Below are 25,443 nucleotides of genomic sequence, written 5' to 3' on the forward strand. Positions count from 1 at the left end.
CTCGTGCGGGCGAGTCGCGCTACGGCCGGTGGCCCTGGCGTCTCGATGCTGCTCGCCCTGTGACTGCCAGGCCGGGCGCAGCCCGATGCCGCGCGGTGCAGGTAGATGTTCGACTAGAGATTACGGCTCGCGGCGGTGTCCAGCATCTTGCGCACCTTTGCGAGCAACTCACCGATCTGAAACGGCTTGACCACCAGATCCATGCCCTCGGCCAGAAAGCGATCCACACGCACCGCATTTTCGGCATAACCGGTCATGAACAGGATGGGCAGCGTCGGCCGGTAGCTGCGCGCCGTGTCGGCCAGCTCGCGTCCCGACAGTTGCGGCAGGCCGACATCGGTCAGCAGCAGATTCACGCTGTGATCGTCCTGCAGTACCGATAGCGCGGTCGCCGCGTCGCCGGCTTCGCTGCAACGGTAGCCCGCCTCACCGAGCATCTCGGCGACGAGCATGCGCACCGCCGGCATGTCTTCGACGATCAGGATATGCTCACCGTTGCCCATCGGCAGGTCGTTCACCGAGGGCGACACCGCCTGGGTCGCCAGGGCTGCTGGCAGTACCAGCGAAACCTCGGTGCCCTGGCCAACGGTGCTGGTCAGCCGGGCTTCCCCGCCGGATTGCCGGGCGAAGCCATAGATCGAGGACAATCCCAGCCCTGTTCCCTGGCCAAGCGGCTTGGTGGTGAAAAACGGGTCGAAGACCTTGCTCAGAAATTGCGGGGCGATCCCCGTGCCGTCGTCCTTGACGGTGAGCACGACGTAATCGCCATCGGCGAGGTCGGCATGGCCCTGCGACTGCAAGGCCGCGGTGCCGATGGTGATGTTGCCGCCGCGGGGCAGGGCGTCGCGGGCATTGATGACCAGATTGAGGATGGCGCTTTCGAGCTGGTTGGCATCGACCTGGGCGACGGCCGCGTGATCGGTGAGTTGCAGGTGCAGGGATATCTGTTCGCCGATGGTGCGTTGCAGCAGTTCTTCGAGTGATCGAATCTGCTCGTTGAGGTCGGCGGGCCGGGCGTCGAGCGGCTGTTGTCGAGCGAACGCCAGCAGGCGATTGGTCATCGAGGCGGCGCTGCGAGCAGAATTCAGTGCCGTGTCTGCAAAGCGCAGGACCGCATCGCTACGGCCTTCATGCATGCGCTTCTTGAGCAGCTCGAGGCCGGTGATGATGCCGGTCAGCAGGTTGTTGAAGTCATGCGCGATGCCGCCGGTCAGCTTGCCCAGCGCGTCCATCTTCTGCGCCTGCATCAGTTGCGCTTCGGTGCGAACGCGTTCGGCCACCTCGCGGGCCAGCTCCGTGTTCGCGGTCTCGAGCTGCTGGCGTTGGGATCGTTCACGTTGTTGCTGCTCGGTGATGTCCTCGATGAACACCAGCCCGCGCTCCGAATCCCGGTACGGCGAGACCTGCCACTTGGTCTCGCGCCGCTCGCCGGCCGCGGCGTGCATGATCAGGGTGTCCTGCCAGCGTCCGCCGCTTGCCAGACGCTCGCGCAGCGTCTCCAGTTTGGTTTGCTGGCCCTCGGCGATGCGGGTGACCAGTTCGGTTGGCTCTGCGAGGTCGCCGAGCAGCCGCGACAGGGCACGGTTGCTCTCGTGAATCCGCAGCTGGGGGTCGATGACCGCGATTGGCGCTGCGACCTGGGAGAAGATTTCCCTGAAGCGTGCTTCGCTTTCACGCAGCGCGTGCTCGGTGTCGCGGACGCGCAACAGGGTGCGCAAGGTGGCAAGCAGGACGTCCGGGTCGACAGGGTGAATCAGATAGGCATCGGCCCCGGCCTCCAGACCGGTGATGATGTCGCCCGTCTGGATGGATGCCGCCGAGACATGGATGACCGGTAGCAAGCGGGTACGATCATCGGTTCGCAACTGGCGGACAATGTCGAAGCCGCTCATGTCTGGCAGGTTCACATCGAGAATGATGGCGTCGATGTCTGTCGTGGCGATCAGGTCCAGCCCTTCGGTGCCCGTGCCCGCCTCGAGAACCGCATAGCCGTGCCGCTCCAGCACGCGGCGTATCGCATAGCGCGTCGCAGCGTTGTCGTCTACCACCAGCAGCTTGCTATCAGTGTTCATCGACCGGCTCCGCGCAGATGGCGACGGGTATGACCACGAAGAACGTCGAGCCGACGCCAGGCGTACTGTCGACGCCGACCCGTCCGCCGAGCAGCTCGGCGAAGCGTTTGCACAACGACAGGCCCAGGCCGGTGCCCCGCAGGCGTTTCTGCAAGGGCGAATCGATCTGGACGAAATCCTCGAAGAGGTTGCCGTGCAGGTCCTTGGGTATGCCGATGCCGGTGTCCTGCACGGCGAAGCGCACCGCCTGGTTGCCTTCCGGACGCACCGAAACCCGGACTTCCCCGGTCTGCGTGAACTTGAGTGCGTTGGAGATGAAGTTTCGCAGGATCTGCGCCAGCTTCTTGTCGTCGGTGTACAACCGCGGCATATCCTGCGGTTCCTCGAAGATCAGCGCAACCGCGTTGGCCTCGACGATGGGGCGAAACATTCCTCGCAGGGCTGCGAACAGATCGAGCATGTCGAACCAGGCGGGCGAAATGGTAATCCGGCCTGCCTCGATCTTGGCCAGGTCGAGCAAGTCGTCAACCATGTCGCTGAGCTCGGTCGCCGCGGCGCTGATGAACAGGACCTGTTTGTGCTGCTCATCGCTGAGCGGCCCATCCATTTCGTCGTTGAGCAAGCGTGTGATGCTGCGAATGGAACCCAGCGGCGTGCGGAACTCGTGACTCATGTACGACAGAAACCGGCTCTTCAGATCGGAAGCCTGGCGCAGCGCCTCGGCTTGCGTGTCAAGCTCGGCATACAACGCCAGGACCCCCTGGTTGGTTTCTTCGAGCTCGGCGCGAAGTGACTCGTTTTCGCTGCGCAGCCGTTCGATGAGTTCAGGTGCGGTTGGATCAATCACGGGCTGCCTCCAGCGCAATTACCATAACAGTCACGTCATCACGCCCGCGGCAGAAGTCTCTGTGCAGCAGTGTCGCGATCGTCGACGGATGACGATGTATCAGGCCCGGATAGTCGCGCAGATTCCAGCGTGATTGCAGACCGTCGCTGAACATGATCAGCAACTGACCGTCATCCACCGGATAATCGAAACCCTGGCCCTTGCGGTACTGAGAGCCGACGATGCCGGGATGGGAGGCCAGGCCTCGGCTTTTCTCCGCATTCAGCACGCAGGCACCGATATTGCCAATCCCGGCGAAACGCAAATTATTGGTTCTGGCATCGTAAAGGGCCACCGCCGCCGCGCCGCCACGCGTACCCATCATCGCCTGATGCATCTCGAGCATGCTGATCGTCGGCTCCGAGAACGGCGCGGCGGCGAACACGGCGGCGCCGGCAAGACCGGCCTGTTCAGCTTCTTCACCGTGCCCGATGCCGTCGATCACCAGCGCGCTGATCCTCGACCCGTCGACAGCCAGGTGCCAGACATCTCCGCAAGCCGGGATGTCATGCAGCGAATGCTGGCTGACGCCGAAGCGAACGGGCGCCGCCGATACATGGCGGGGGTACAGCTGCGCGAGTAAGACCGAACCTCGGCTGTCGGAATAGAGGTCGAATACCTGTGCCTGGCGCACCAGCGCCCCGAGTCCGGTGCCCTGGGTACCGCCCGTGGAAAAGCCATCGGCCAGGCATTCGCCCGCGTTGAAGCCGGGGCCCCGGTCCACGGCAACCAGTTCGATGCCGCTGCCGCTGCGTGCCGGAATCGAACGAAGGTGAAGCGCGCCATGATGGGCGTGCTTGAGCAGGTTGGTGGCCAGTTCGGTGGCCGCCAGCGCCACGCGACCGGCATCGGTCGCATCGAATCCCAGGTCATTGGCCAGCGATTGTGCGATGCGACGAGCATGTCCGACCTGGCTCGGGTCCTCGATCGGCAGCACGGTGGTTTTGGTCCCTTGCAGGTTCATGACCATTTGGTGATGCTGATTCGAGTGCCCTGTCCCGGCGAGCTGTCGAGTTCGAACTCATCCACCAGGCGTTTGGCGCCCGTCAGGCCGAGGCCTAGACCGCCGCCGGAGGTCCAGCCGTCGGTCATGGCTAATTTGATATCGGCGATACCGGGGCCTTCATCGCGAAAGATCAGGCGGATGCCGGAACGCGGCCCCTCGTCGAGAAGCGTCCAGTCCATGTCGCCACCACCGCCGTAGACGATGGTGTTGCGAGCCAACTCGCTGACGGCGGTGACCAGCTTGGTCTGGTCGATCAAGCGCATGCCGCAGCCCTGCGCAAGCTTGCGGACAGCCTGCCGGGCCAGCACGACATCCTGCTCGATGCGTACCGGCAGGCTCCCGCTGGTGGGCTCGGTCATTGATCGGCCATCCGCTTGTGAAGCAGTTGCATGCCTTTCTCGACATTGAGCGCGGTGCTGACGCCCTGGAGCGTCAGGCCCAGTTCGACGAGCGTGATCGCGACCGCTGGCTGCATGCCGACGACCACGGTTTCGGCGTCCATGATCCGGGAAAGCCCGGAGATCGAACTGATCATTCGGCCAATGAACGAATCGACCATGTCCAGTGCGGAAATATCGATCAGTACGGCGCGGGCCGAGGTTGCGCTGATCCGTTCGGCCAGGTCGTCCTGGAGGGTCAGTGCCAGTTGGTCATGCATATCGACCTGGATGGTGACGAGCAGGAAGTCACCCATCCGCAAAATCGGAATACGCTCCATTAGACCGCCTTGCTGACAGTGAGCCCGGAGCGGCGCAGGGCAAGCGCCAGCGCGTCGGCGAGCGAAGCCTTGGTGACAATCCCTTGCAGGTCGAGGCCCAGGTGCACGATGGTCTGGGCGATCTGCGGCCGCACGCCGCTGATGATGCAATCGGCACCCATCAGGCGAATGGCCGTTACGGTCTTGAGCAGGTGCTGGGCGACGAGGGTGTCGACGGTTGGCACACCGGTGATGTCGATGATGGCAATTTCCGAGCCGGTATCGACGATGCGTTGCAGCAACGATTCCATCACGACCTGGGTGCGTTGCGAGTCGAGGGTTCCGATCATCGGCAAGGCCAGCACGCCGTCCCAGAGCTTGACGACCGGGGTGGAGAGTTCCAGCAGCTCTTCCTGCTGACGCTTGATGACCGCCTCGCGCGACTTCTGGAAGGTGCGCACGGTGTGCAGGCCAAGCTGGTCGATCAGCTCGGAAAGGGCCCAGAGCTGCTCGGCGAGCACTGCCGGCTCATCGGCGTATTCGCCCTGCAGCAATGGCATCATCGGGCGCTTGAGGGAAAAGATGAAGCCGGCGGTCTGCTGTGAATCGAAGCCCAGCAGCACGTGGCTGTGGGACAGCTTTTCCAGGAACAGCCGCATCTCTTCCCAGCTCGAAGCCCTGAGATCGTTGGAATCGGTTTGGCTTGCGCCAGCCATCAGCAGGCGGATGAAATCGCTCGTCTGCTGGTGAAACTCGTCGGCCTTGATGTTGCGGTACGCACCGCTGGCCTCGAGATCGGCGGTCCAGCGCTGGAGCAGTTCCTGCTGTTTGGTGGCAATGAGGTTCAGGGTTCGCTGTTGCAATGCGGCCATCGGCGCGGGTCCTTTTAAAGGTGCTGCGGTAGTCGGGTTTGATTCGAATTGCCTGCGGGCGTTCCAGCCTGGCGAGAAAACTGATCGTTTCCCGCCTGGGCCGCCGACGGCAGCCCAGCGCGCAGGCGGTCGTAGGTAAATTCCGGCCCGCTGTAGACGACACTCGCATCCGCTGAGGGCGAGGCGGTTCGCCTCTCATTCGGCGCGGGAGTGTGGTCACTGTTCGATGGTGGCATTTCGCCTCAAGTTTGCTGCTTGGTCAATGTTTTTCGCCCACGTTGGGCACCCCGTGCATATCGGCATGCGGGACCCCATGCGGGGCGAGCCCGCAACGCCGGTCAATACAGCAGGCTGTGAAGGCGGTTGCGGGCCGGCGACGCTCTGTTTCGCGCGGCAAAAAAAAGCCCAGCGATGCTGGGCTATCCACGTCGGGCCACGATGTGACCGTGCTCGAACCGGATCGGCTCATCGGTCGAGGCTGGAAAGGTCCGTCGCATCCTGGTCCAGTTCGGCGACCTCGGAGCGATTTCGTCCGTTCTGCTTGGCCAGGTACAGCGCGCCGTCGGCCAGTTTGAACACCCGCTCGATGCTGTCGGCGTGTATGGGCCAGACCGCGATGCCGAGGGAAATGGTGATGTGCCCCACCTGGGGCATCTGTTCCTGCTCGACGCAGTGGCGCAAGCGCTCAGCGACCCGAAACGCCGATTCAAGGTTGGTGTCGGGCAACAGCATCAGGAACTCTTCGCCGCCACTTCGACACAATGTGTCCGCGCCGCGCGAGCAGGTCGTCATCAGTTGCGCGAGGTGCAGGATGACCTCGTCGCCCACGTCGTGACCGTAGGTGTCGTTGATGCGCTTGAAATGGTCGATGTCCAGGGCAACGACAGCGAACGAATGCCCTTCGGCGCTCAGTGCGTCGAGCGCGAGCGTGAGGCCGCGGCGGTTATGCAGGCCGGTCAAGGGATCGGTCTGGGCATCGAGGTTGAGCTTGCCGATGCGTTGGTGCAGCAGATTGATGCCGATCTGCATGGCGCGTTTGAGTTGAGCGGCTTCGAAGTACCAGGAGCGGATTCGCTGGATGCGTTCCGCGCTGGTTGGCGCATCCATCCCGCCTGCGCTCTTGGCCAACTGCCACAACGGGCGCGAAATCAGTGCCGACAACCACCAGACCGCAACGAAGGTGAGCAGGGCGAGGGGCGCTGTCTGGCGCAAAACTTCGAGCATCAGGTCGTCGAGCGGGTGGAGCGTCGCCGCGGTCGGCCGTTGCGCGACGATGCCCCAACGGGCGGTCGGCACCGCGGCAAAACCGGCGAGCATGTCCTGCCCGCGGCTGTTGATGACCCGCTGGCTGCCCGACTCACCGCCGATAACCCGGTCGATGACCGCATTGTCGCCAACCAGGGTGCCGAGCCGCTTGGGGTCCGGGTGGTAGAGCAGCCGTCGATGCTGGTCGATGGCGTACAGATAAGAGCCGTCCTGGTAGAAATGCTCGCCGAGCATGCTCTTCAGGATGTTCGGCTCCTTGAGGCTGATGACCCCACCGATGTAGCCGAGGTAGGCGCCGTCCTTGCCCAGGATCGGTTGCGAGATCGAGATGACCAGCGTGCCGAGCGCCGAGGTGTAGGGGCTGCTGATGATCGGCTTCTGTTCTTTCAGGGCTTCCACGGCGCCGGGTGTATCCAGCTGATAACCGACCAGCTGCGAGTGGCTGGGCGAGATGGCCCGGACCGTGCTCCGCGCATCGGTGACGACGACGATGTTGAAACTGTTGGTTTGCAACCGCAGCCGTTCGACCTCTCGATCGAGCGTTTCGTCATCGAACTGCTCGGCCAGGATGTCGGCGCTGTATCGCAGTTGCTGCTGTACCGAAACGAAAAAGGTTTCGGTACCGTCGGCCAGCTTGGCCGCATAGGCCCGATTGGCTTCCAGCGTGCTGTCAATGAGGGACTCACGCTGTACCTGGTAGCTCGCGTAGAAGCTGATGCCCAGCGTGACCAGTCCACTGAGGATCGCCAGCATCACTATCAGCCGCCGCAGGTCTACGCGAAACAGAGTGGCAAAGGGCATGAACGGTGGATGTCTGAGGGGAATCGCGATGCATGGTAGGGGGTTTGGTGACGGGGCTCCATAGCCGACACGATTTTTCGGCGGCGCGAGCGTTGCGCTGGGTGCAGCCGGCCGTCAGGGCGCCGGGCTGAGATTCGCTCGGCTGACGCCGTTGCGAGCCCCGGGCAGGTAGCGTTTCAGCCGTAATGCCGGAGATTCCATCCAATGCCAGGACAACACGGCAACGCCAACGCTTGCCAGCAGGCTGATCGCCATGAACGCGCCCAGCGGCAATTGCGGGCTGAACCAGTGCATCAGCAGTTGTTGGATCGGAAAGCTGAAGATGTAGATGCCGTAGGAGAAGTCGCCATATCGTCCGAATCCGGAGAGCGCCGGCACCTGCAGGTGTGCCAGGTAGATCGTCAGGTACGGCAGCGTCAGCACATGGGTATACAGCCACAGCTCCGTTCTGGCGGTCAGCAGCGACAGGCTGAGCAGGCCGAGTGCGATCTTCCAGTTCCATGGCAGATGGGGGCGGTACAGGTACAGCGCCGAGCCGAAAAAAAAGAACATCCCCAGCCGGGTGGACTTGCGCAGAATGTCGCTGTCCAGCCCCAGGCCTGGCGCGAGATGGAAATGAATCAACATCAATGCGGCGGGCACGGCCAGCACGGTGACTCGGCCGAACGCCTTGATCAGGCCCATGACCATCAGCGAGGCGTACATCAGCACTTCGTAGGGCAACGTCCAGACCGATCCGTTGACGGTGACGGGGAAGGGGTTGTCGCTGAAGACGCCGGGTAGATGAAATTGCGTGACCAGCACCATGTTGCCCAGGTAGCGCAACGTCTGGTTGTCGAGCAGGTAGTCGTCCAGCGGCAGGCGGGTCGCCAGCGGGCCGATGACGAGGGTGGTGAACAGGATCGATACGCCCAGCGCCGGGAAAATGCGAAGCGCACGTTTGGCGGCGAAGTCCAGCGCACTGCGGCTGTTCATCCAAGAGCCGGCGATCAGAAAACCGCTCATCACGAAGAACAGGTTCACGGCGATGTCGGCGGTATCCATCGATCCGGTGAACAGCCGTACCGGCTCGATATCGCCTGCCCCCGACAGCCAGTAGCAGTGGCCGATAACGACCGCAGAGGCGGCAAACAATCGCAGGAAGTCGAAGTTGTTCGCGTCACGCTGAGTCGATGTGACGTCCATGAATAATGCCCCCATGAGCCGGGGCGGTGCTAACCGCCCCGGCGGATCAACGCAAAGGAAAGAGCTTGCTCATGCCCAGGTCGCCGCTCTCACCGTCGCGAATGGCTTGCTCGAGGATCGCCAGGCGATCTCGCGAATTGCGCAACCGGGCGATCAGGCGCAGCAGGGTGAGAAAGATGGCGCGATTGAGGCGATGCAGCCGAGGCGACGCGGCCCAGACGTTCTTGTCGAACCAGGCCTGGTTGCGTGCGGCGTAATAGGCGCGGAAGTCCGAGTCGCCGAGCAGGAAGGTTTCGTAGATGTTGCGAGTGCGGGCCTTGATGTTCCAGGACTGCTCGAGTTCGTCGATCACCGCATCGGTGAACATGAACAGGCGCCCGCCACGTGCGGTGATGCGCCGGGTGTACTCGGTGTCGTCGACGTAGAGCACCAGCTCTTTGAGGGGCATGCCGATGCGCTGGTACAGGCTGCGATGCGCAAGCATGCCGCCGTAGGGCGCGAACGGCAGGCTGATGCTCGCGGGCCGCTTGCCGGGCTTCTTGCCCCAAGGGAGTCGGCGCCAGAGCTTGAAGGGCAACTGGGCGATATGAAAGCCGAAATAGCTGGAGCGAGGCTGGAGCACGTAGCGCGCCGGGACACCTTGGGCGATGTCGGCCTGCTGGGTGGCCCGATAGCCCAGTACCGCGACCCGATCCGGACCGAGCAGGCCGCCAAGGCGCGCCAGTTCGCGATGCAGGATCGTCACAGCGGCAGCCGTCGGCGCGTTGTCGTCGTCCATCATCCAGATGTAATCGGCGCCGCCGGCCAGCGCGGCTTCGAGCGCCACGGCATAGCCATTGGCCGAGCCGGTGTTGTGTTGCAGTTCGATCACTCGGACCTTGCCAGGCCAGCGTTCCGGCAACGGGTCCAGCGGCGCGAGGGCCGCGTTGCTCACGACGATCACTTCGTTGATTTCGACGAACGCCAGGGCGCGTTCGATCAGCTGCAGCAGATAGGCCAGCCGATCGCCATAGGTCACGGTCACCACGGTTGTTTTCAGGGTCATGGGGTGTCTCTGCACGAGTCGGGGGAAACGACCGCCGCACCAGCGCCATGAGCGCCATCTGTCGAGGCGGCTGCGGCCCTGCAGCGGTAAGCCTGAGCGCTGGCGAATCAGCGGTCGCCAGCGGCCTCCGTGATCCTGTTATCGGGTGGTACGGCGACAGCGGCGGCATCGCCGCTGTCCCGGTCGGCGGTAAAGAACGCATGAAAGACGCTGATCAGCCGATTGCCGCTGGGCATCCCTGGCAGCTCGGGCGCCTGGAATATTTCCGTGTAGGAATAACCGTCGGCGTAAACCAGCGATTGTCTGTTCTGGTTTGCACTGTCCATGGCACCTCCAAAAAATCGCAGGATTAAAACGAGTAGCGGATGCTGTCGCCGGAGCGGATGTACTGGCCATCGGTTAGCGGCCTCGCCAGGCGCACGGGCGAAGGGGATATCGCGGCGGATCGGGCGCTGTCGTTGCACATGGGTACGAACTGGCGAGTGCCCTGTTCGAGGGTCATCGGCTGGGGCTTCATGCCGGCGCAGCCGAGCGTGTCCCGCGCATGGCTGTCATAGCCCTGAGGGTACGACAGTTCTCGGGATTGGCCGGAGAGCTGGGTAGCGACGGTCGTCGCGCAGACCACCAGGGCGATGCTCAGCGCGCGTGTCGTGCGAATGCAGGGGGTTGCTGTGTTCATCCTTGAAACCTCGCAATTGAGATGAGGTTCTGGTCAGGCCTGCTTCATTGGAACCGCCGCGGGGTACACCGGCGTGACGCTTGCCGGGGTTACGCTGGGTCGATGCAATAGCGCGTCCTGCCCTTGAAGCAACGAAACCTCTCGAACCCTAGTATCGACGAAGGTTTTGATCTCCTGCCTGAATCGTTCGGTTGAAAAACGCTCCGCACTGGTGCGACAGGCGTCGGGCAGAATGTGATGCGCTTCGGACTCGAACTCTGCAATCGCAGCGATCAGCGACTCGGGCGTTTGCTCCGGATAGAACACGCCGGTCGGCTCCACGTGGTCGATACCCCGCACCGTTTCGAGTACACCCCCTCTGCCATAGGCGATGACTGGTGTGCCACAGGCTTGCGCCTCGATGGGCGCGATGCCGAAATCTTCCTCGGCGGCAAACACGAAGGCGCGGGCGCGTTGCATGTAATGCAGGAGCACCGAAAAATTCTGATAACCCATCAGGGTCACGTTCGGCGTCGCGAGTTCTTTTGCCTTTTCCATTTCGGGGCCGGTGCCGATCACGATCAGCTTCTTGTCCGGCATCCGCGAAAAGGCCTCGACGATCATTGGAATGCGCTTGTAGGGCACCATCCGCGAGGCGGTCAGGTAAAAATCCTCTTTTTGCGCGTAGAGCGTGAACTGGCGGGTGTCGACGGGCGGGTAGATCACCGTGGAGGTACGCCGATAGCTCTTGTTGATACGCCGGCCGATGAAATGCGAGTTGGCGATGAATTCGTCCACGCCGCTGGCGGTGCGCTGGTCCCACATGCGCATGTAGTGCAGCAGCATGCGCGCCAGTTTAGCCTTGAAGCCGCGCTCCAGGCTGGCCTCGTGCAAGTACTGGTGCTGCAGGTCCCAGGCGTAGCGGATCGGCGAATGCACATAGCTGATATGCAACTGGTTCGGTCCGGTGAGCACGCCCTTCGCCACGGCGTGACTGCTGGAGATCACCAGGTCATAGGCCGACATGTCGAGCTGCTCGATGGCCAGCGGCATCAGGGGCAGGTATTTCTGATAGTGCGTCTTCGCCTTGGGCAGTTGTTGGATGAAGGTGGTGGTGGCGCGCTTGCCGCCGAGGCTGATCCGATCCTCATCGGACAGAAAGTCGATCACGGCGAACAGGTCGGCTTCCGGCCAGGTTTCGAGCAACCCGGCAAGGACCCGTTCGGCGCCGGCATAGGTCACCAGCCAATCATGAACAATGGCGATTTTCATACGTTAGCCTTTGGTGAAATAGAGAAGAGACAGCGGGGCCGATGGTCGATCGGTCGGCCATGGCGTTTTCGAGGTGGTGGCGGTGCACCGGTGTGGTTGGCGACCCGGTGCTCGCCTGGGCTAATGCTTCGGCGGGCCGAACGGGAGCTGTTGCAAGCCTGCCTTCTTGCCATCCCGCACGCCGGTGAACGCCTGGTCGATGAGCCGTGAAACCTGTCGGGCCGAGGAGTGCCAGCAGTACCGTGCCACGTTCGCCTTGCCGCGCCGGCGCAGGTCCTGGCGCAACGCTTCGTCCCGCAGGACCCGCTGCATGCAGTCGGCGATGTCCTTGACCTGCAACGGATCGAAATACAGCGCGCTGTCACCCAGCACTTCGGGAATGGAGGCGGCGCGTGCCGCGATGACCGGGCAACCACAGGCCTGCGCTTCGAGCGGGGGAATCCCGAAGCCTTCGTAAACGGACGGAAACACGAAGGCCGTTGCGCCCTGGTAGGCCTCGACCAGCTCTTCGTCGGTGAGCCGGCCAAGCATGCGGATGCGGCGGCTGCCGGCGACATCGTGGAGGCTGCCGGAAAAGACGCGGTTCGAGTCGCCGATGATGCGCAGCTCGACTTCCTCAAGCCCTTCGAGTTTCAGGAAGGCGGCGACCATTCTCGCAAAGTTCTTGTGAGCGCTGGGCGATGAGACGGCCAGCAGGTACGGCGCCGAGCCACGCGGGCATCGTTCTGCGCAAAAGGGTTGAAAGCGGGCGTCCACGGCGTTGGGCACCACCCAGATATGGTCTGCCGGGTAGCCGTAGAAGCGAGCTATTTCTTTCCGGGAAAATTCGCTCACGGTGATCAATGCCTTGATTCGCTTGAGTAGCAGGGGTGTCAGGTTGCGATAGGCGGTGCGGAAGGCTTTCGAGTAACTCTCCGGGTGCCTGACATAGGTGATGTCGTGGTGGGTCGCGATCTGGTTGCCGTAGGCCAGCGGGGCCGTGTTGCAGAGCGAGACCAGCGGTGGGCTGCCATTGCGCACGAGCCACAGCGGCAGGTCCAACTGTTCCCACAGGTGGCCTCGGTGGCGGCCGATGCGGCGTACCTGCAACTGCTCGGCACTGTCATGCAGGCGTATGTCGTGCGGCGCAACGAACACCAGATCGTCACGCAGGTGGCTGAGCTGCAGGCTGATCTGCTCCGCGAAACGCTGTACGCCTCGCATTTCCTGGGTCAGAAAGCGCGCATTGATCACAATCATCTGAAATTCCTCTTTTCAAGAAACTGTTCGCAGCGGGACTGCCGCTAGGGCGTGGCGCGTGCCGTCGCGGACCGGCCGAGGCTGATCACTTTCGGAAATCGGTCCAGCTCGACCGTGGCGGTACAAGTGCTTGCGTGGGTCGGGCAGCTCCATTGGGGGTTGTCCCGGCTCCGTCCGTTCTCAGGGTGCGCGGTGTCGATCAGCTCCAGCGGGCCGTGGGTCTTGCCCGCCGACTCGATGCTGACCGAGCGGGGCTGGTCCGTGCTCCAGCCCACCAGAACCTGTTCGCCAGCGCGGGCGAAGCGCATCAGAACGGTGTTTTTGCCGGGTTCACCAACGTGACCCATAAATGCGTAATGCTCGATGATCGGGCTGATCGCCTTGAGCGTTCGATACGCGGGCTTGAGGCCATAATCCTGGCGGAGCAAGCCGAAGTTGTGCTCCCGTTCACGCTTGTCGGTGCCATCGTTTCGCAGGTCGTACCACCACATGCCACGCACGTTGGGGAGCGTTTTGACGAGCAGGAAGCTGCGTGCGAGATAGGCGGCCTGCAGGTTTTCATCGATGCCACAGGAACCCTGATAGGCCGGCCAGCTCATCTCCGTAAGATAAAGAGGCACGGGTTGGCCGGCGGCGCGGGACAGTTCCAGGTCGACCTCGGCGAGCCACTCGATCCAGGCCTCCGGCGTGTTTTTCCCTCGACCGCGACAATGTACGTAGGGGTGCAGCGAGAGGCCATCGATCGATTGCATGACACCGGCCTCGATCAGACGCAGGGCGAAACCCGACTCGATGCCCTTGGTGGTCACCGCGCCGGCCAGCACCTTGGCGTCGGGGTCGTGCTGGCGAATGATGCCCGCCGCATCGGCGATCACACGGGCATAATCCTGGGTGAACTGCGGATCGGTGGGGTCCTCGACGTCCCACTCGTTCCAGACCTCGTAGTGCTTGATGCGGCCCCGAAACTGCTGCGCAACGAAGGCGACGTAACGGTTGAACGCAGCGCGCACCGGCTCGCTGCGCGGTTTTTCCCCGCCGCCATGGAACTGGTTTCCGTAGCCGAGGATGAACAGGCTATCGAGCCCCTTGGCTTCGGTGCCCGCCAGGTAGCGATTCCAGTGCGGCTCCACCTTGAGCCGATCGCGATCGCGCTCCAGGAAGGCCCAGTGGGCATCGGTTCGTACCGACTCGATGCCGGCGTCGCGCATCAGTTCGTTGCCCTGGCTGCGACTGTCGCGCAGATGAAGATCATGTGAGCAGACGCCGATGATGAACGAAGCGTCCGGTTCGAGCGCCGGAGCCTGAAATGCCAGGCCAGAGATGGCCGCGACAAGCGCCAGACGACGAAAACAGTGGCGGGTGTTCATGGCTGTTCATTCCCAGGTTTATACGCATGCGCTCCAAGGCCGCCATGCGCTTGTGCGGTGGTGATGGGGTTATGAGGGGCTCGATACGGCAGCGCTCGTGGCGTCAGGACGTGGGCGATGGCCATGCCCAGAAACAGGGTGGCGGTGGTGACTTCCAGCACATCGGTCGCCCAGCCGATCAGGCAGGTGCAGAAGACGATGGCCAACAGTGCGTCGCGAATGCGCGGGCCGCGATCGTGCAGGCGCAGCAGCAACGGAAACAGCAGCAGATACAGCAGTACCCCGAAGACCCCCAACATGCCCCAGAGATACAGCGCCGTGTTGTCGGCGATGCTCAGCAGCTCCAGCCAGGTCAGCGGAAAGGCGGCCGTGCTGCTGCCGACCGCACCGAACCCGGCGCCCCACCAGCCCCAGCCCTCGTTGACGATGACCTCGATGAAGTTCGGCCAGCTATTGATCAGGCGGTCGTTGAAGGACGCGAAGAGACTGGCGCTATAGGCTTCGCTCTGCGGGATGTTCAACAGCAGGCTGGCAATCGGCAACGCCATTCCCGTCAGCACCGCGATGAGAAACGCCAGCGCGCTCGGCAGGCGATAGCCAGCGAGGAACAGCATCATCAGGGTCAGCAGGTAGGCGGCCGCGGTGGACTTGTTGGTGGTCAGGAAGATGGCGCCGAAGGCCAAGGGATAAAGCATCATCCGCAGCAGCCGCATTTGCAGGAAGGCGGCCAGGAACAGGCTGTACAGCGCGATCATCACGGCCAGATTGGTCGACATCCGGGCGAAACCGGCAAGACGGTCCGTACTGCCGAACGCCCAGGATTTGTTCGCGGTCAGTTCGACGTCACCCATCATGTAGCTGTAGCCCTTCCAGGGCACGCTGGTGAACATGTCCAGCGCGATGCCCAGAAGCGAGGCGACCAGGCACAGGCCGATCACCCCGCCCAGCAGGCCGGTTCGGCGCTCCAGATAGCTGCCGCAGAACAGTCCGAACAGCAGCGGCAGGTAGATGAACACGCTGAAGCCGATGTTGCCCAGCGAGGCTCCGTGAAGCAGGGCCAGCAAGCTGGAAACCAGCAAGGTAAACAGCACGAGCCAGACGCCGGGCTCGCTTCGTGCGCGTGGCAGCTCCAGCGCCACCGCGGCCAGGCAGGCGAGCTTGGGCAGGTAGAGCAGGGCGGAAATGCCGGCCATGTCCAGGTAATAGCGCAGTGCGCCGGCAAAGGTTTCGCTGATCAGCAGCGAGGCGGCGATCAGTGCCAGCAGCGTTGACTTGTCAATCGCCAGCTGGCTCGACCTGGGATGCGTGCGGGGCAGCGAACTCAGGGGCATCGGGGGCTCTCCGGCCGTGTAGCGCGGCATGCAGGATCGATTGGTACTGATCGAGCATTCGCTCCATGTTCAAAAAAGGTGCGACGCTGGTACGGGCCTGCCGGGACAACCGTTGGCGCAGACCGCTGTCCAGATAGAGCCTGAGCATTGCCCGACCGAGCGAGTCAGGGTCGGCAGGCGAGCAGAGCAAACCGTTGAGGTTGTCCTGGATGATCTCCGGCAGGCCGCCCATGTTCGTCGCGATCACAGGCAGGTGCTGGGCACAGGCTTCGACTGCCACCAACCCGAAGGGCTCGGCCCATATGGACGGCACCACGAGCACGTCGATGTTGCGCAGGAAGGTGTCGGCGTCCTGATAGCCGACAAAACGGACCTTGGCTGGATCGGCCATCGCCTTGAGCTGCGCTTCGTAGTCCAGCTTGCCGCGCCCCGCGATTTCCAGGGTGGCGTTGACGGAGAGTTGCTGGAACTGGCTGATCAGCCAATCCACGCCCTTGTTTTCGGACAGCGTGCCGATGTAGCCAAATCGCAGCAGACCGCTGTGGTTCTGGCGCGGTCCGGGCGCCGGGAGATCGCTGCAATGTGTGCTGTTGTGAACCACATGGCGGCTGGCCTGGCTGAAGTACCCCTGCCTGGACACCCGTTCCAGGATGAAGCGGCTGACACCGATCACGGCGGCGACCTGGGCCGAAGCCGCCGGATGCGGCTGACGAAGCGCCGAACACAGGCCGCACTGGCGCTCGCAACTGCGGCCTTTGCTGAACATGGTGTCCTTGGGACACAGCAGATAAAGATCGTGCAGCACCTGAACGATGGGGAGGCCGGCGGCGCTGATCTCGTCCCAGGCCGATACCGACCAGCCCGTCAGGTTGTGGCAGACCACCACGTCCGGCTGTTCGCGGGCGATGACTTCTCGCACGTGGCGGCGCATACCGCGGTTGTAGCGATCACGGTAATGCCAGCCGAGGCGCAGCAAGAGATTGGGTCGGCTCTGGGTGAAGTGCCAGTAGAGGTTATGCAACCCGGCGCGATAAAGCCGTACACCGTCGAGCGTTTCCTCATGCAGGCCTTTTTGCGGGCCGGTGACCAGTACCACCACGTCCCAGCCCCGACGCTGCAAGCCTTCGGCCAACTGACGTACGACGATTTCCGCGCCTCCGCCCACATGGGGGGCGTAGAGGCTGTGCAGGAAAAGAATTTTCATGTTCGCAGCCCTCGATCAATCGGCGCGCCAGCCCAGCCCGACCCCGGAATGTGCAACGCAGCCGCTCAGGTAGTGCGTCGGCACGCGAACCTTCTGCTCACGCTGCAGCAGATTCAGCAGGATCACCGAGCGTGCCTGCCCGTCGGCGCTGACGAAAATCGCCTCGAGTTCGGTGAACCCGCCGCCGTGCAGTCGCACGCGTTCACCGGGTTGGAACTGCGGCAGTTGGGCTGGCGCCGCGAGACGCTGACGCAGGTGCTCGATGAGCTCGTCCCGGACCGGCGTCGGCTCGCCACCGAAGGACACGACCCGGGCCACGCCACGGGTCGAGCGGATGGGGTACCAATTGTCCAGGTGTCGGTCGAGGCGAATGAACAGGTAACCCGGAAACAGGGGTTCCTGCACGGCTCCCTTGCCGGCGCTACGTGCTCGCTGAGGCCGGTAGCACTCGAAGGCCTGGCGCCGTAGATGCTGTTCGGCGCGGGCTTCCTGGCGGGGTTTGGTCTGAATCAGGTACCAGCGTGGGTTGCTGTCGGTCGTTGCCATTTGAAACTGCCTTCCATAGAGAGCGTGTCGATGTCCGTTTTGTCGGTGGGCTTCATGCCCGCAGGGCGGCCTGCTGGTCGATGCCTTCGATCAGGGAGAAGCGCTGAAGCAGCGCCCGTGTGTCCTTGGGGCTGTTGAACATCAACACGTCGATGATCGACAGCGATGGCACGAAAGGTTGGTTGAATTGCCGGTAGCGGATGTCGTCCATGCGTAGAAATCGCAGGGACAGTCCATGGCTGCGGAACTGCGACGGGCAGTACAGCGCCATGCCGCCGATGGGGTTGATATAGAGTTCGGCGCCCAGCTTCTTGGCAATGCTGATCACCCGTTCCTGCTTGTCCATGCGCGCAGGCAGGCCCAGTTCCGAGCCGTTACGAATCGGTGTAGTGATCTGCAGGTAGGCACAGATGCAGCGGATCGAATGCTCGGTGAAGCGCGCCAGGTTGCGTTCCGGGTGGGTCAGGATCTGGCGGATCAGCGCAATCACTTCGGCCTGGTAGGGCGCGCGCGAATAGGCCAGCGCCAGGGTTTTCATCAGCTTTTGGGCTTCACGCGGAAAGTCGTCGCACAGCCAGCGCTGATTGATCGGCTCCAGCTGCCCGCCCTTGCGCAGGGGAAAGGTGACCAGCTTGGGCTGTCCGTTCACCAGCACGCGGTTGCGGTTGATCCACGAACCCTTGGTGTACTGGAGATCGTCGCCCAGCACGAAAACGTCGCTGCGGGCGATCAGCTGAAAGTAACCCAGGTAGGGAAATAGATAAGGTTGCATCATGGCGGCGGTACCGAACACGGCGTGTCCCTCGCATGTGTCAGGGTTTCTGAGAATAGCTGTAATAACCGTAGGCGCCGGTTTCATAGGCAGTACTGGACGCCTTGCGCCTGACCCCATTGAGAATTGCGCCTTTGAGCAGTACGCCGTTTTGCGCCAGGCGACGCTTGGACGCCTCGATCTGGCTGGCGGTGCTCAGCCCATAGCGAGCGACCAGCAGGCAGGTGCCGGCCAGTTGCGCCACCAGCACCGCATCGGTCACGGCCAACACCGGCGGTGTGTCGATAATGACGATGTCGTACTCGCGCTCCGCCTCCTTGAGCAGCCGGGCGAAGTGCTCATGCATCAGCAGTTCGGACGGGTTGGGCGCACAGTGGCCGCTGGCGATGAAATGCAGGTTGGCCTGGTCGGTCTTGTTGACGACCGCTGCGAGGCGCAGGCCGCTGGCCAGGGCGTCGGACAGACCCTGGCGTGGCGCCATGCCGAACATTCCCGCCAGGTAGCCGCGACGCATGTCGGCATCGATCAGCAGCACCCGCTGGCCCGCCTGGGCGATCACCGACGCCAGGTTGCTGGAGACGAAGGATTTGCCTGCCGAGGGGGTCGGGCTGGTAATCACCAACAGTTGATTACGCGCCTCGAGCATGGCGAACTTGAGGCTGGTGCGCAGGCTGCGCAGCGACTCGATGGCAAGATCGGCCGGGTCCGCTGCGCCCAGCAGCTTGCTCCTGCCGTCACGAATCTTTCGCAGCCGATAGAGGTGTTCCTGTTTTCCTGAAAAAGGCAGTGCGGCATACACCGGCACGCCCAGGTGTTCGATCGTCTCGGGGTTCTCGATGCCGCGATAGAACACTTGCCGCACCAGGATGACGACGGCCGATACCAGCAATCCGACGAAGACGGCGATCAGCACCACCAGCGGCTTGATGGGCTTGGCCGGTTTCTCCACCACGGCGTAGGCACTGTCGATGATCCGGACGTTGCCGATGGTGCCGGCGCGCAGGATGTCCTGCTCCTGGGCCTTGTCCAGCAGCAGCGTGTAGGTCCGGGTGGTGACCTGCATGTCGCGGTTCAGGCGCAACAGTTCCTGCTGGGTCATCGGCAGGGTATCGATCTTGCCCATCAGCGCGTTCTTTTGCGCCTGCAACTGGCCGATCTTGGTCACCAGGGTCCGATAGGTCGGATGCTCGGGCGTATAGAGCTGGTTGTATTCGGTGCGCTTGAGGTTGTGCTCGGAGATTTGCGATTCCAGCGCGACGATCTGGTCCAGCACGCTCTTGGTCTCGATGCTGATATCCACCGACTGGGCGCTGGTCTGGTAGTCGTTGAGGGCGGCTTCGGCCTTTTCCAGCTCCTTGCGTACCAGTGGCACCTGCGAGCGTAGGAATTCCAGGCGCTGGGCGGCCTCGGCGGAGCTGCGTTCGATGTTCTGGCGTACGTATAGCCGGCTGATCTGGTCGAGTACCCGATTGGCCTTGTCGGCGTCCGGATCTTCCAGGGTGAGGTAGATGATGCCCGAGTCCTTGCCCGCTTCACCGACCTTCAGACGCTTCTGGTAGTCCAGCGCCGTGGTTTGCGGGCGGCTGCGCACGACCGCGAACTCGGTCCCCGGGCGCGCCTTGAGTTCGGCGATCTGCACGCGAAAGCCTTGCTGCTGGACGGCCTCGTTGGTCTTGCCGCTGAGCAGCAATCGCGCGTCCGAGTCATAGAGGGTGAATGCGCCTGCGCTGCCCGCACGCAGCGTCAGCTTTTCGCCCAGGTAGGCTTCGGGTACGTCCAGCTGGAACACCACCAGTTTTTCGCCGCCCCAGGCGTAGCTGTCCATGCCCAGAAGAGGCGCGGCGAGCTCGCCATCCTTATCCGGGTCGTGCAGCCGCGCCATGTAGCTGCCCAGCAACGGGACGTACTTGGGACGAGTGTCGATGTAGAGCTTCAGGGCGTCGACCGTGCGTCCCAGGACCGAGCGCGATTTGATCAGCTCGATTTCTGTCACCGCCTGGGACACCGAGTTGGGCCGCGCTATGGCTTCCGGAACGCCTGTTATCCCGGCCTTCTTCGGTTCGATCTGGATCATCGCGGTCGCCCGGTAGACCGGCGTGGCGACAATGGCATAGGCGATGCCAAGCAACCCGAAGAGGGCGGTGATGGTGAAAATCAGCGCCTTGTGATCGAAGGCCACGCGCAGAATTCGCGCCAGGTCGATGCGATTGTCCCGGTCGTATTCCAGCGAGGAGTGGGCCATGGCAGTCATTGCGGATCCTTCCTTGAGTGTTGCGCTATCGGTGCGGCAGGTAGCGGTCATGCGCGGTCATGCGCCGGGGGTGAGTCTGCGTAACAGATTGACGCTGATGTTCTGGAACACCTGGCCCAGTGCCTGGAGCTTGCTGAGCGGGGAAATGGAGGCCAGCGCCTGGGCGAACACCTGGACCATGAAGTATTCGTAAAGCGACTGATCGCCTACGCGTTGGTAATAGCGAGCGAGGCTGTAATAGGCGTGCATGGACATCTGGATGCGTTGTTTGCTGCTGCGCATCGAAAAGATCCCACCCTCGTGCACCCGGTAGGCGGCGGGTTTTATCGATGCGATGAACTTGCCCTTGCCGTGGGCACCGAGCAGCGACCACCAGCAGATGTCCAGCACCTCGACGCCATGCAGTTCCGGCGGCAGTTCCTTGACCAGATTGCGAAAGCACACCGTCAGCGTAGAGATCGGGCGCGCCTGCTGCAGTTGGCGGGCACTGGCGTCCCGGCGATACCGGCCTTGCAGGTGCGGGCTGCGAACCACCCCTTGGCTGTTGAACATGAACGCATCGTGGTAGGTCATCACGTAATCGCGGTGGCCTTCGAGGAAGTCGACCTGGATCTGCAGCTTGCGCGGGTCGGTCCAGTAGTCGTCCCCTTCGCAGTAGGCGATGTACCTGCCTTGCGCCTGAGCGAACAGGCGGGTGCTGAACGGCACGCCCAGGCGGTACTGGTTCTCGCGCTGATAGATGGGCTTGATCAGATCCGGGTAACGCGCGGCGTACTCAGCGATGATCGCTGCGGTGGAATCGGTCGATGCGTCGTCGTGCACAATCACCTCGAACGGGAAGATGGTTTCCTGGCGAAGGAAGCCATCGAGCGTGTCCCGTATAAAAGGCGCGTGGTTATAGGCCAGGCAAATGATGGTCACCAGCGGTTCTCGCCGGTTGCTCCAGGCGGCGGTCAGGTCCTGTTCGTTTTTTGGTTGGGTATTCATTCAGGCACTCGACTTGGTCATCAGCACGTAAAGTCGCAATACGACGGGTTTGGAGGTGAACGCGACCAGCGTCAGGCAGATCAAGCCGCTGACGGCCAGTGCGAGGAAGATGTCGAAGCGGCTGTCGCTGGCGATGGCGGAAAACACCGGCTCGCCGATCAGCAGGCCGAGGCCGGTCATGGCCGTGATGCGCAGCAAGTCCTGCAGCCATTGCCGATGCAGGCCGGCGGCGAAGCGCTTGTGCACCATTGGCGGCCAGATCACGAAGGTCAGCATGCGCAGCCCGAACCAGGCCAGCGCTGCGCCGTAGACGCCGTGTTCGAGTGCCGCATGGATCACCAGCGGGATGCTCAGCGCGGCGCTGATCAGGCTGAACCAGACGTGCAGGCGCAACTGCCCGTAGGCATATTGCAGATAGAACTGGAACGCGGTAACCGCCATGATTGCGCTGCCGAGCACGTACCAGGGCAGCACCAGGCGGCTCCATTGCGCGGCTTGCGCGTCGCCGGTCCAGGCAAAAATCAGCTCGGCGGAGTGAAACGCGATGACGCCGGACAGGGGAAACAGCAGGCTGCAGACGAATCGGCTGGCATTCAGGTAAAGCGCCTGCATGTCGGCAATCCGGCCCTGGGCGATGAGCATGGTCATGCGCGGCAGTAACGTCTGCACCAGCGGGTTGGTGAGCGTCATGATGCCGGTCGATATCAGGGCGACCAGCGAGAAATAACCGTACTCCTTGAGCAGCAGCACATTGGACAGCAGCACCTTGTCCAACTGAGTCAGGACGATCCATAGCACCGAGGTCAACGACATGCCGGCGGCAAATGGCAACACCGGCTTGACCACCGCCCAGTCGAAGCCGCTGAGCAGCGTTGGCTTGGGCATCAGCGAATAGGCCTTGACGGCGAACACCAGCATTTCGAACAGCGCGACGGCGGTCTGGAAAACAAAGAAGTCCAGCGGGTCCTGGCTCACGGTTGCCACGAGCAGCAGGCCACCGAAATAGCGCAGGGTGGCGATCAGAATGTTCGCGCCGTTCAGCCATGCATGCAGCTCGAGCCCCTGCAAGCCGCTTTTATAAAGCGTGGCGTACAGCTTCAGGCCAATCATCAGCCCCATCAGGCTGATGCAATGCACGAGGGTGGCCGTGCCGAGATCCTGGGCCTGCAACCAGTGCTGGGCGATCCAGTCGCTCGAGCAATGAATCGCCAGCGCCGTCAGCGATGCCAACGGCAGGAAGATGATCTCGAATGAGCGCAGCAGGTGTCCCGCTTCGTAGCGTTGCGCTGCGTCGTCTCGACGCCCGCGCAAATGCGCGATCTGACGAACCAGCGACGGCGAAAGGCCCGCATCCAGCAGTTGAAGCCAGGCTTGCAGCACCGCGAAGAAACCAATCAGGCCGTAGGCTTCGGCACCCAGATGCCCGAGGTAGAAGGGCAGGATGAGGATGCCGACCAGCAGGGCGTAGGCCTGTCCGGCGTAACTCAGGCTGGTGTTGCGGATCATCGATAGCTTTCGATCGGACATGAAGTCGGGCGCCGAAGGGGTCATCAGTAGGTATTCTTGAGTTCGGCGTCGGGCAGGCTGAAGCGGTGCTCCACCGCCCCGCCGACGTTGAGCTGGGGCCAGAAGCGCTCGGCTGGCCGAGGGCTGCGTTGCGACGATTCGTGCAGCAAGGTCTGGATCACGGTGTTCTGGATGTGTCGCGGCAGGCCTGGATAGATCGGCAGGCAAAGCACCCGGCGGCTCAGGGATCGAGACTGCATCTGCGGCGGCTGCGGCTGTAGATAGCCCAGGGTGTCGAGCGAGGGGTAGAAATAACGCCGGGGATTGATGCCCTTGTCGTTCAGCGCCGCGCGGCAGCGCAGCAGTTGCTGCTCGTGCGCCAGTGCGATCGGGAAGTAGCTGTGGTTGCGTTGGGAATGCGGTTGCTGTCGCTGCAAGTCGAACCAGTCGCCGAGCTGCACTTCGTAACGCCGGGAGATCTCGGCCCGCTGCTCCAGGATGAGTTCGATGTCATCGAGGATGCACAGGCCCATGGCGGCGGCGAACTCGTTGAGCTTGGCGTTGATGCCGATCCCGTCGATGATGTCTGTATCGACGATGCCGAAATTGCACAGCAAGCGGATCCTGGCCGCCAACGCATCGTCGTTCGTGACGATGGCGCCGCCTTCGATGGTGTGGAAGAGTTTGGTCGCATGGAAGCTGAGCACGCTGATATCGCCCCAGCTGAAAACCGAGCGCTCCTTGTAGCGGACGCTGAATGCATGGGCGCCGTCGTAGACGACCTTGAGCCGGTGCCGATCGGCGATCTGGCCGATGGCTTCCACGTCACAGGCATTGCCGAACACATGGGTGGCGACGATTGCGCTGGTATCGCTGTCGATTCTTGCCTCTATGGCCTGCGGGTCCATGTTCCAGCTGGCTTTGTCGATGTCGGCGAAAATCGGCCGGATACCTTCCCACTGCAGCGAGCTGGTCGTCGCCACGAAGCTGAACGGGGTGGTGATGGCGCTGCCCGTCAGGTTCAGCGCACGGTAGGCAATCTGTAACGCCAGGGTCCCGTTGTTGGTGAGAATGATGTTTCGAACGCCCAGGTAGTCTCGCAGACGGGCTTCGAGCTCGGTGACCAGCGGACCATGATTGGTCAGCCAGCCGGACGAATAGATGCTGTCCACATAGCGCATGAACTTGGCTTTGTTACCGAGATACGACTGGGTGACGTTGATCATCGCGATGTCCTTATCGGTAGTCACTTTCGATATCAGGAGGCGAAACGGAGGCCCGCATCGGCCCGGTCAGGCGATCGGCTGCGTGCCAAGCTCGGTTGCGCGCCGGGCGCGGCGCTGGTTCAGCTTGAGGATAAGGCGGGTTGCAAGGCTGCCCGCGTGCGGGTCGCCATAATGAAAGATGGCAGTCGCTCGGCGACTGACGGGGTCGCAGGGCTCGTTTGCATGGAGCGTGCGGTAGCCCCAGAACAGATAGAGATTGCCCGGAACCAGCTGGAGCTTTTCCGGCCGCAGCACATGCTGGCGAATGGCGACAGTGATCAGCATTCGGCTCAACACATTCTGCAGCAGGGCCTTTTCCAATATGTTGAGCAGCACGCTCGAACGTATTTGGCGGAGGTTGGGAAACATGATCAAGTCGCCTCGAGCGACCCCGTCCTGGGGAATCTCGATGGGCAATAGCACGGTCACGAGACTGGCGTCGTAGTGAAAGCAATTTGATTCACGCCTTCCGGTCTTGCCCTGCACGCAACGCAGCACCTTGAGGATCTGGTCGCTGTGAGCGGGTTCGCCAGTGGCTTGCTGATAGATGCTTTCGAGTAGTTTTCGAAACTCCGGCGTAGCGCTTAGCACGCCCAATAGCGAACTTTCCAACGCAATTCCGTCATGGTGAGCAAAGTATCGACTGTTATGTTTCTCAGCGTCGGTCCGGACGTAATCCTGCAGTAGATTTAATTGTTCGGGCGTCAGGAAGTTGGAAACACATGAACTTCCCTTTATGTTCATTTCCCTGACAATTAATTGATGCGCTTCGATATCGATGCTACGGAACAGGGTATTCACGGTGAGCTCCGAATGTAGACAGCATTCAATTGCTGGAACGCGGTACTGCCATGAAAGACGCGAAGCCATGATTGTTTTAACAGTGAGGCTGATTCGATATTTTATATGGCGGCGGCATGTGACTCGCACCGGTTCCTTCAGGCAAAGCTACCGCCATTGGCTGCCTGTGGTGCCGTTGGCTCGGTACTGTCGCAGGGCGATCCTGCCTCGCACCGGTCACGCCGGGCGACCCTCAGGGCAAAGCTACCGCACTCGGCTGAGTTTCGAGAGAGCGTGAGAAAAGAGTGTGTCAGCGCAGGACAGCGACCGAGCTGTAATGAAGAATGCCCATCCCTGCGCATGTACGGCGGCAAACCAGATTTATTGACGGTTTGCGGCTAAACGTCCTGTCTCATGTGTTGTGTGAACGTAGTT

At 62.4% G+C, this 25,443-nt stretch carries 23 protein-coding genes; all 23 read right to left on the bottom strand.

All coding sequences use genetic code 11. From position 1 onward, the window contains the following. Positions 1-113: 113 nt before the first annotated feature. Positions 114-2,072, bottom strand: coding sequence for a response regulator (locus tag GQA94_RS11310; protein ID WP_158188119.1), 1,959 nt, complete (start codon positions 2,070-2,072; stop codon positions 114-116). Next, on the bottom strand, positions 2,062-2,919 hold the full coding sequence (locus GQA94_RS11315) for a sensor histidine kinase (RefSeq protein WP_158188120.1): 858 nt from the start codon (positions 2,917-2,919) through the stop codon (positions 2,062-2,064). The genes GQA94_RS11310 and GQA94_RS11315 overlap by 11 nt, the downstream gene beginning before the upstream one ends. Then, positions 2,912-3,922, bottom strand: coding sequence for an ATP-binding protein (locus GQA94_RS11320; RefSeq protein ID WP_158188121.1), 1,011 nt, complete (start codon positions 3,920-3,922; stop codon positions 2,912-2,914). The genes GQA94_RS11315 and GQA94_RS11320 overlap by 8 nt, the downstream gene beginning before the upstream one ends. Further along, positions 3,919-4,323, bottom strand: coding sequence for an anti-sigma regulatory factor (locus tag GQA94_RS11325; protein WP_158188122.1), 405 nt, complete (start codon positions 4,321-4,323; stop codon positions 3,919-3,921). Before GQA94_RS11325 ends, GQA94_RS11320 begins: the two co-directional genes overlap by 4 nt. After that, complete coding sequence (locus tag GQA94_RS11330; RefSeq protein WP_158188123.1) at positions 4,320-4,682, bottom strand: STAS domain-containing protein; 363 nt, start codon at positions 4,680-4,682, stop codon at positions 4,320-4,322. The genes GQA94_RS11325 and GQA94_RS11330 overlap by 4 nt, the downstream gene beginning before the upstream one ends. Continuing rightward, positions 4,682-5,533: an STAS domain-containing protein gene (locus GQA94_RS11335; protein ID WP_158188124.1), complete on the bottom strand. Its 852-nt coding sequence runs from the start codon at positions 5,531-5,533 to the stop codon at positions 4,682-4,684. The genes GQA94_RS11330 and GQA94_RS11335 overlap by 1 nt, the downstream gene beginning before the upstream one ends. Before the next feature lie 465 nt (positions 5,534-5,998). Next, positions 5,999-7,600 carry a sensor domain-containing diguanylate cyclase gene (locus GQA94_RS11340; protein ID WP_158188125.1) on the bottom strand — a complete coding sequence of 534 codons (1,602 nt, stop codon included), beginning with the start codon at positions 7,598-7,600 and terminating at the stop codon, positions 5,999-6,001. Positions 7,601-7,714: 114 nt separating this feature from the next. Beyond that, complete coding sequence (locus GQA94_RS11345; RefSeq protein WP_158188126.1) at positions 7,715-8,785, bottom strand: acyltransferase family protein; 1,071 nt, start codon at positions 8,783-8,785, stop codon at positions 7,715-7,717. A gap of 46 nt (positions 8,786-8,831) precedes the next feature. Next, positions 8,832-9,830, bottom strand: a complete 999-nt coding sequence (locus GQA94_RS11350) for a glycosyltransferase (RefSeq protein WP_158188127.1) — start codon at positions 9,828-9,830, stop codon at positions 8,832-8,834. A 107-nt stretch (positions 9,831-9,937) separates the two neighbouring features. Continuing rightward, the gene (locus GQA94_RS11355; RefSeq protein ID WP_158188128.1) at positions 9,938-10,156 is read right to left on the bottom strand and encodes a hypothetical protein; all 219 of its coding nucleotides are present in this window, start codon (positions 10,154-10,156) and stop codon (positions 9,938-9,940) included. Between the two features lie 23 nt (positions 10,157-10,179). Further along, a complete protein-coding gene (locus tag GQA94_RS11360; RefSeq protein WP_158188129.1) occupies positions 10,180-10,509 on the bottom strand; it encodes a hypothetical protein in 330 nt (109 codons plus the stop codon). 33 nt (positions 10,510-10,542) lie between these two features. Then, positions 10,543-11,760 (bottom strand): glycosyltransferase family 4 protein, encoded by a 1,218-nt coding sequence (locus GQA94_RS11365; protein ID WP_158188130.1) that lies wholly within the window; start codon positions 11,758-11,760, stop codon positions 10,543-10,545. Positions 11,761-11,880: 120 nt separating this feature from the next. Next, the gene (locus GQA94_RS11370; protein ID WP_158188131.1) at positions 11,881-12,999 is read right to left on the bottom strand and encodes a glycosyltransferase family 4 protein; all 1,119 of its coding nucleotides are present in this window, start codon (positions 12,997-12,999) and stop codon (positions 11,881-11,883) included. Positions 13,000-13,043: 44 nt separating this feature from the next. Continuing rightward, entirely contained in the window at positions 13,044-14,366 is a 1,323-nt protein-coding gene (locus tag GQA94_RS11375; protein WP_158188132.1) for a hypothetical protein, read from the bottom strand. Continuing rightward, complete coding sequence (locus GQA94_RS11380; RefSeq protein WP_233270149.1) at positions 14,363-15,697, bottom strand: hypothetical protein; 1,335 nt, start codon at positions 15,695-15,697, stop codon at positions 14,363-14,365. The genes GQA94_RS11375 and GQA94_RS11380 overlap by 4 nt, the downstream gene beginning before the upstream one ends. Next, positions 15,642-16,901 carry a glycosyltransferase family 4 protein gene (locus tag GQA94_RS11385; RefSeq protein WP_158188133.1) on the bottom strand — a complete coding sequence of 420 codons (1,260 nt, stop codon included), beginning with the start codon at positions 16,899-16,901 and terminating at the stop codon, positions 15,642-15,644. The genes GQA94_RS11380 and GQA94_RS11385 overlap by 56 nt, the downstream gene beginning before the upstream one ends. 15 nt (positions 16,902-16,916) lie before the next feature. Continuing rightward, entirely contained in the window at positions 16,917-17,447 is a 531-nt protein-coding gene (gene rfaH, locus GQA94_RS11390) for a transcription/translation regulatory transformer protein RfaH (RefSeq protein ID WP_158188134.1), read from the bottom strand. Between the two features lie 52 nt (positions 17,448-17,499). Next, on the bottom strand, positions 17,500-18,240 hold the full coding sequence (locus GQA94_RS11395) for a WbqC family protein (protein ID WP_158188135.1): 741 nt from the start codon (positions 18,238-18,240) through the stop codon (positions 17,500-17,502). Between the two features lie 19 nt (positions 18,241-18,259). Next, positions 18,260-20,470, bottom strand: coding sequence for a polysaccharide biosynthesis tyrosine autokinase (locus GQA94_RS11400; RefSeq protein ID WP_158188136.1), 2,211 nt, complete (start codon positions 20,468-20,470; stop codon positions 18,260-18,262). Between the two features lie 57 nt (positions 20,471-20,527). Then, positions 20,528-21,457 carry a glycosyltransferase family 2 protein gene (locus tag GQA94_RS11405; RefSeq protein ID WP_158188137.1) on the bottom strand — a complete coding sequence of 310 codons (930 nt, stop codon included), beginning with the start codon at positions 21,455-21,457 and terminating at the stop codon, positions 20,528-20,530. Then, positions 21,458-22,984, bottom strand: a complete 1,527-nt coding sequence (locus GQA94_RS11410; RefSeq protein WP_158188138.1) for a lipopolysaccharide biosynthesis protein — start codon at positions 22,982-22,984, stop codon at positions 21,458-21,460. Positions 22,985-23,007: 23 nt separating this feature from the next. Beyond that, a complete protein-coding gene (locus GQA94_RS11415) occupies positions 23,008-24,189 on the bottom strand; it encodes a DegT/DnrJ/EryC1/StrS family aminotransferase (RefSeq protein ID WP_158188139.1) in 1,182 nt (393 codons plus the stop codon). A gap of 66 nt (positions 24,190-24,255) precedes the next feature. Then, complete coding sequence (locus GQA94_RS11420; protein WP_199270037.1) at positions 24,256-25,029, bottom strand: hypothetical protein; 774 nt, start codon at positions 25,027-25,029, stop codon at positions 24,256-24,258. Between the last annotated feature and the right edge of the window lie 414 nt (positions 25,030-25,443).

The sequence above is a fragment of the Stutzerimonas stutzeri genome, assembly GCF_009789555.1.
GTDB classification, from domain to species: Bacteria; Pseudomonadota; Gammaproteobacteria; order Pseudomonadales; family Pseudomonadaceae; genus Stutzerimonas; species Stutzerimonas stutzeri_R.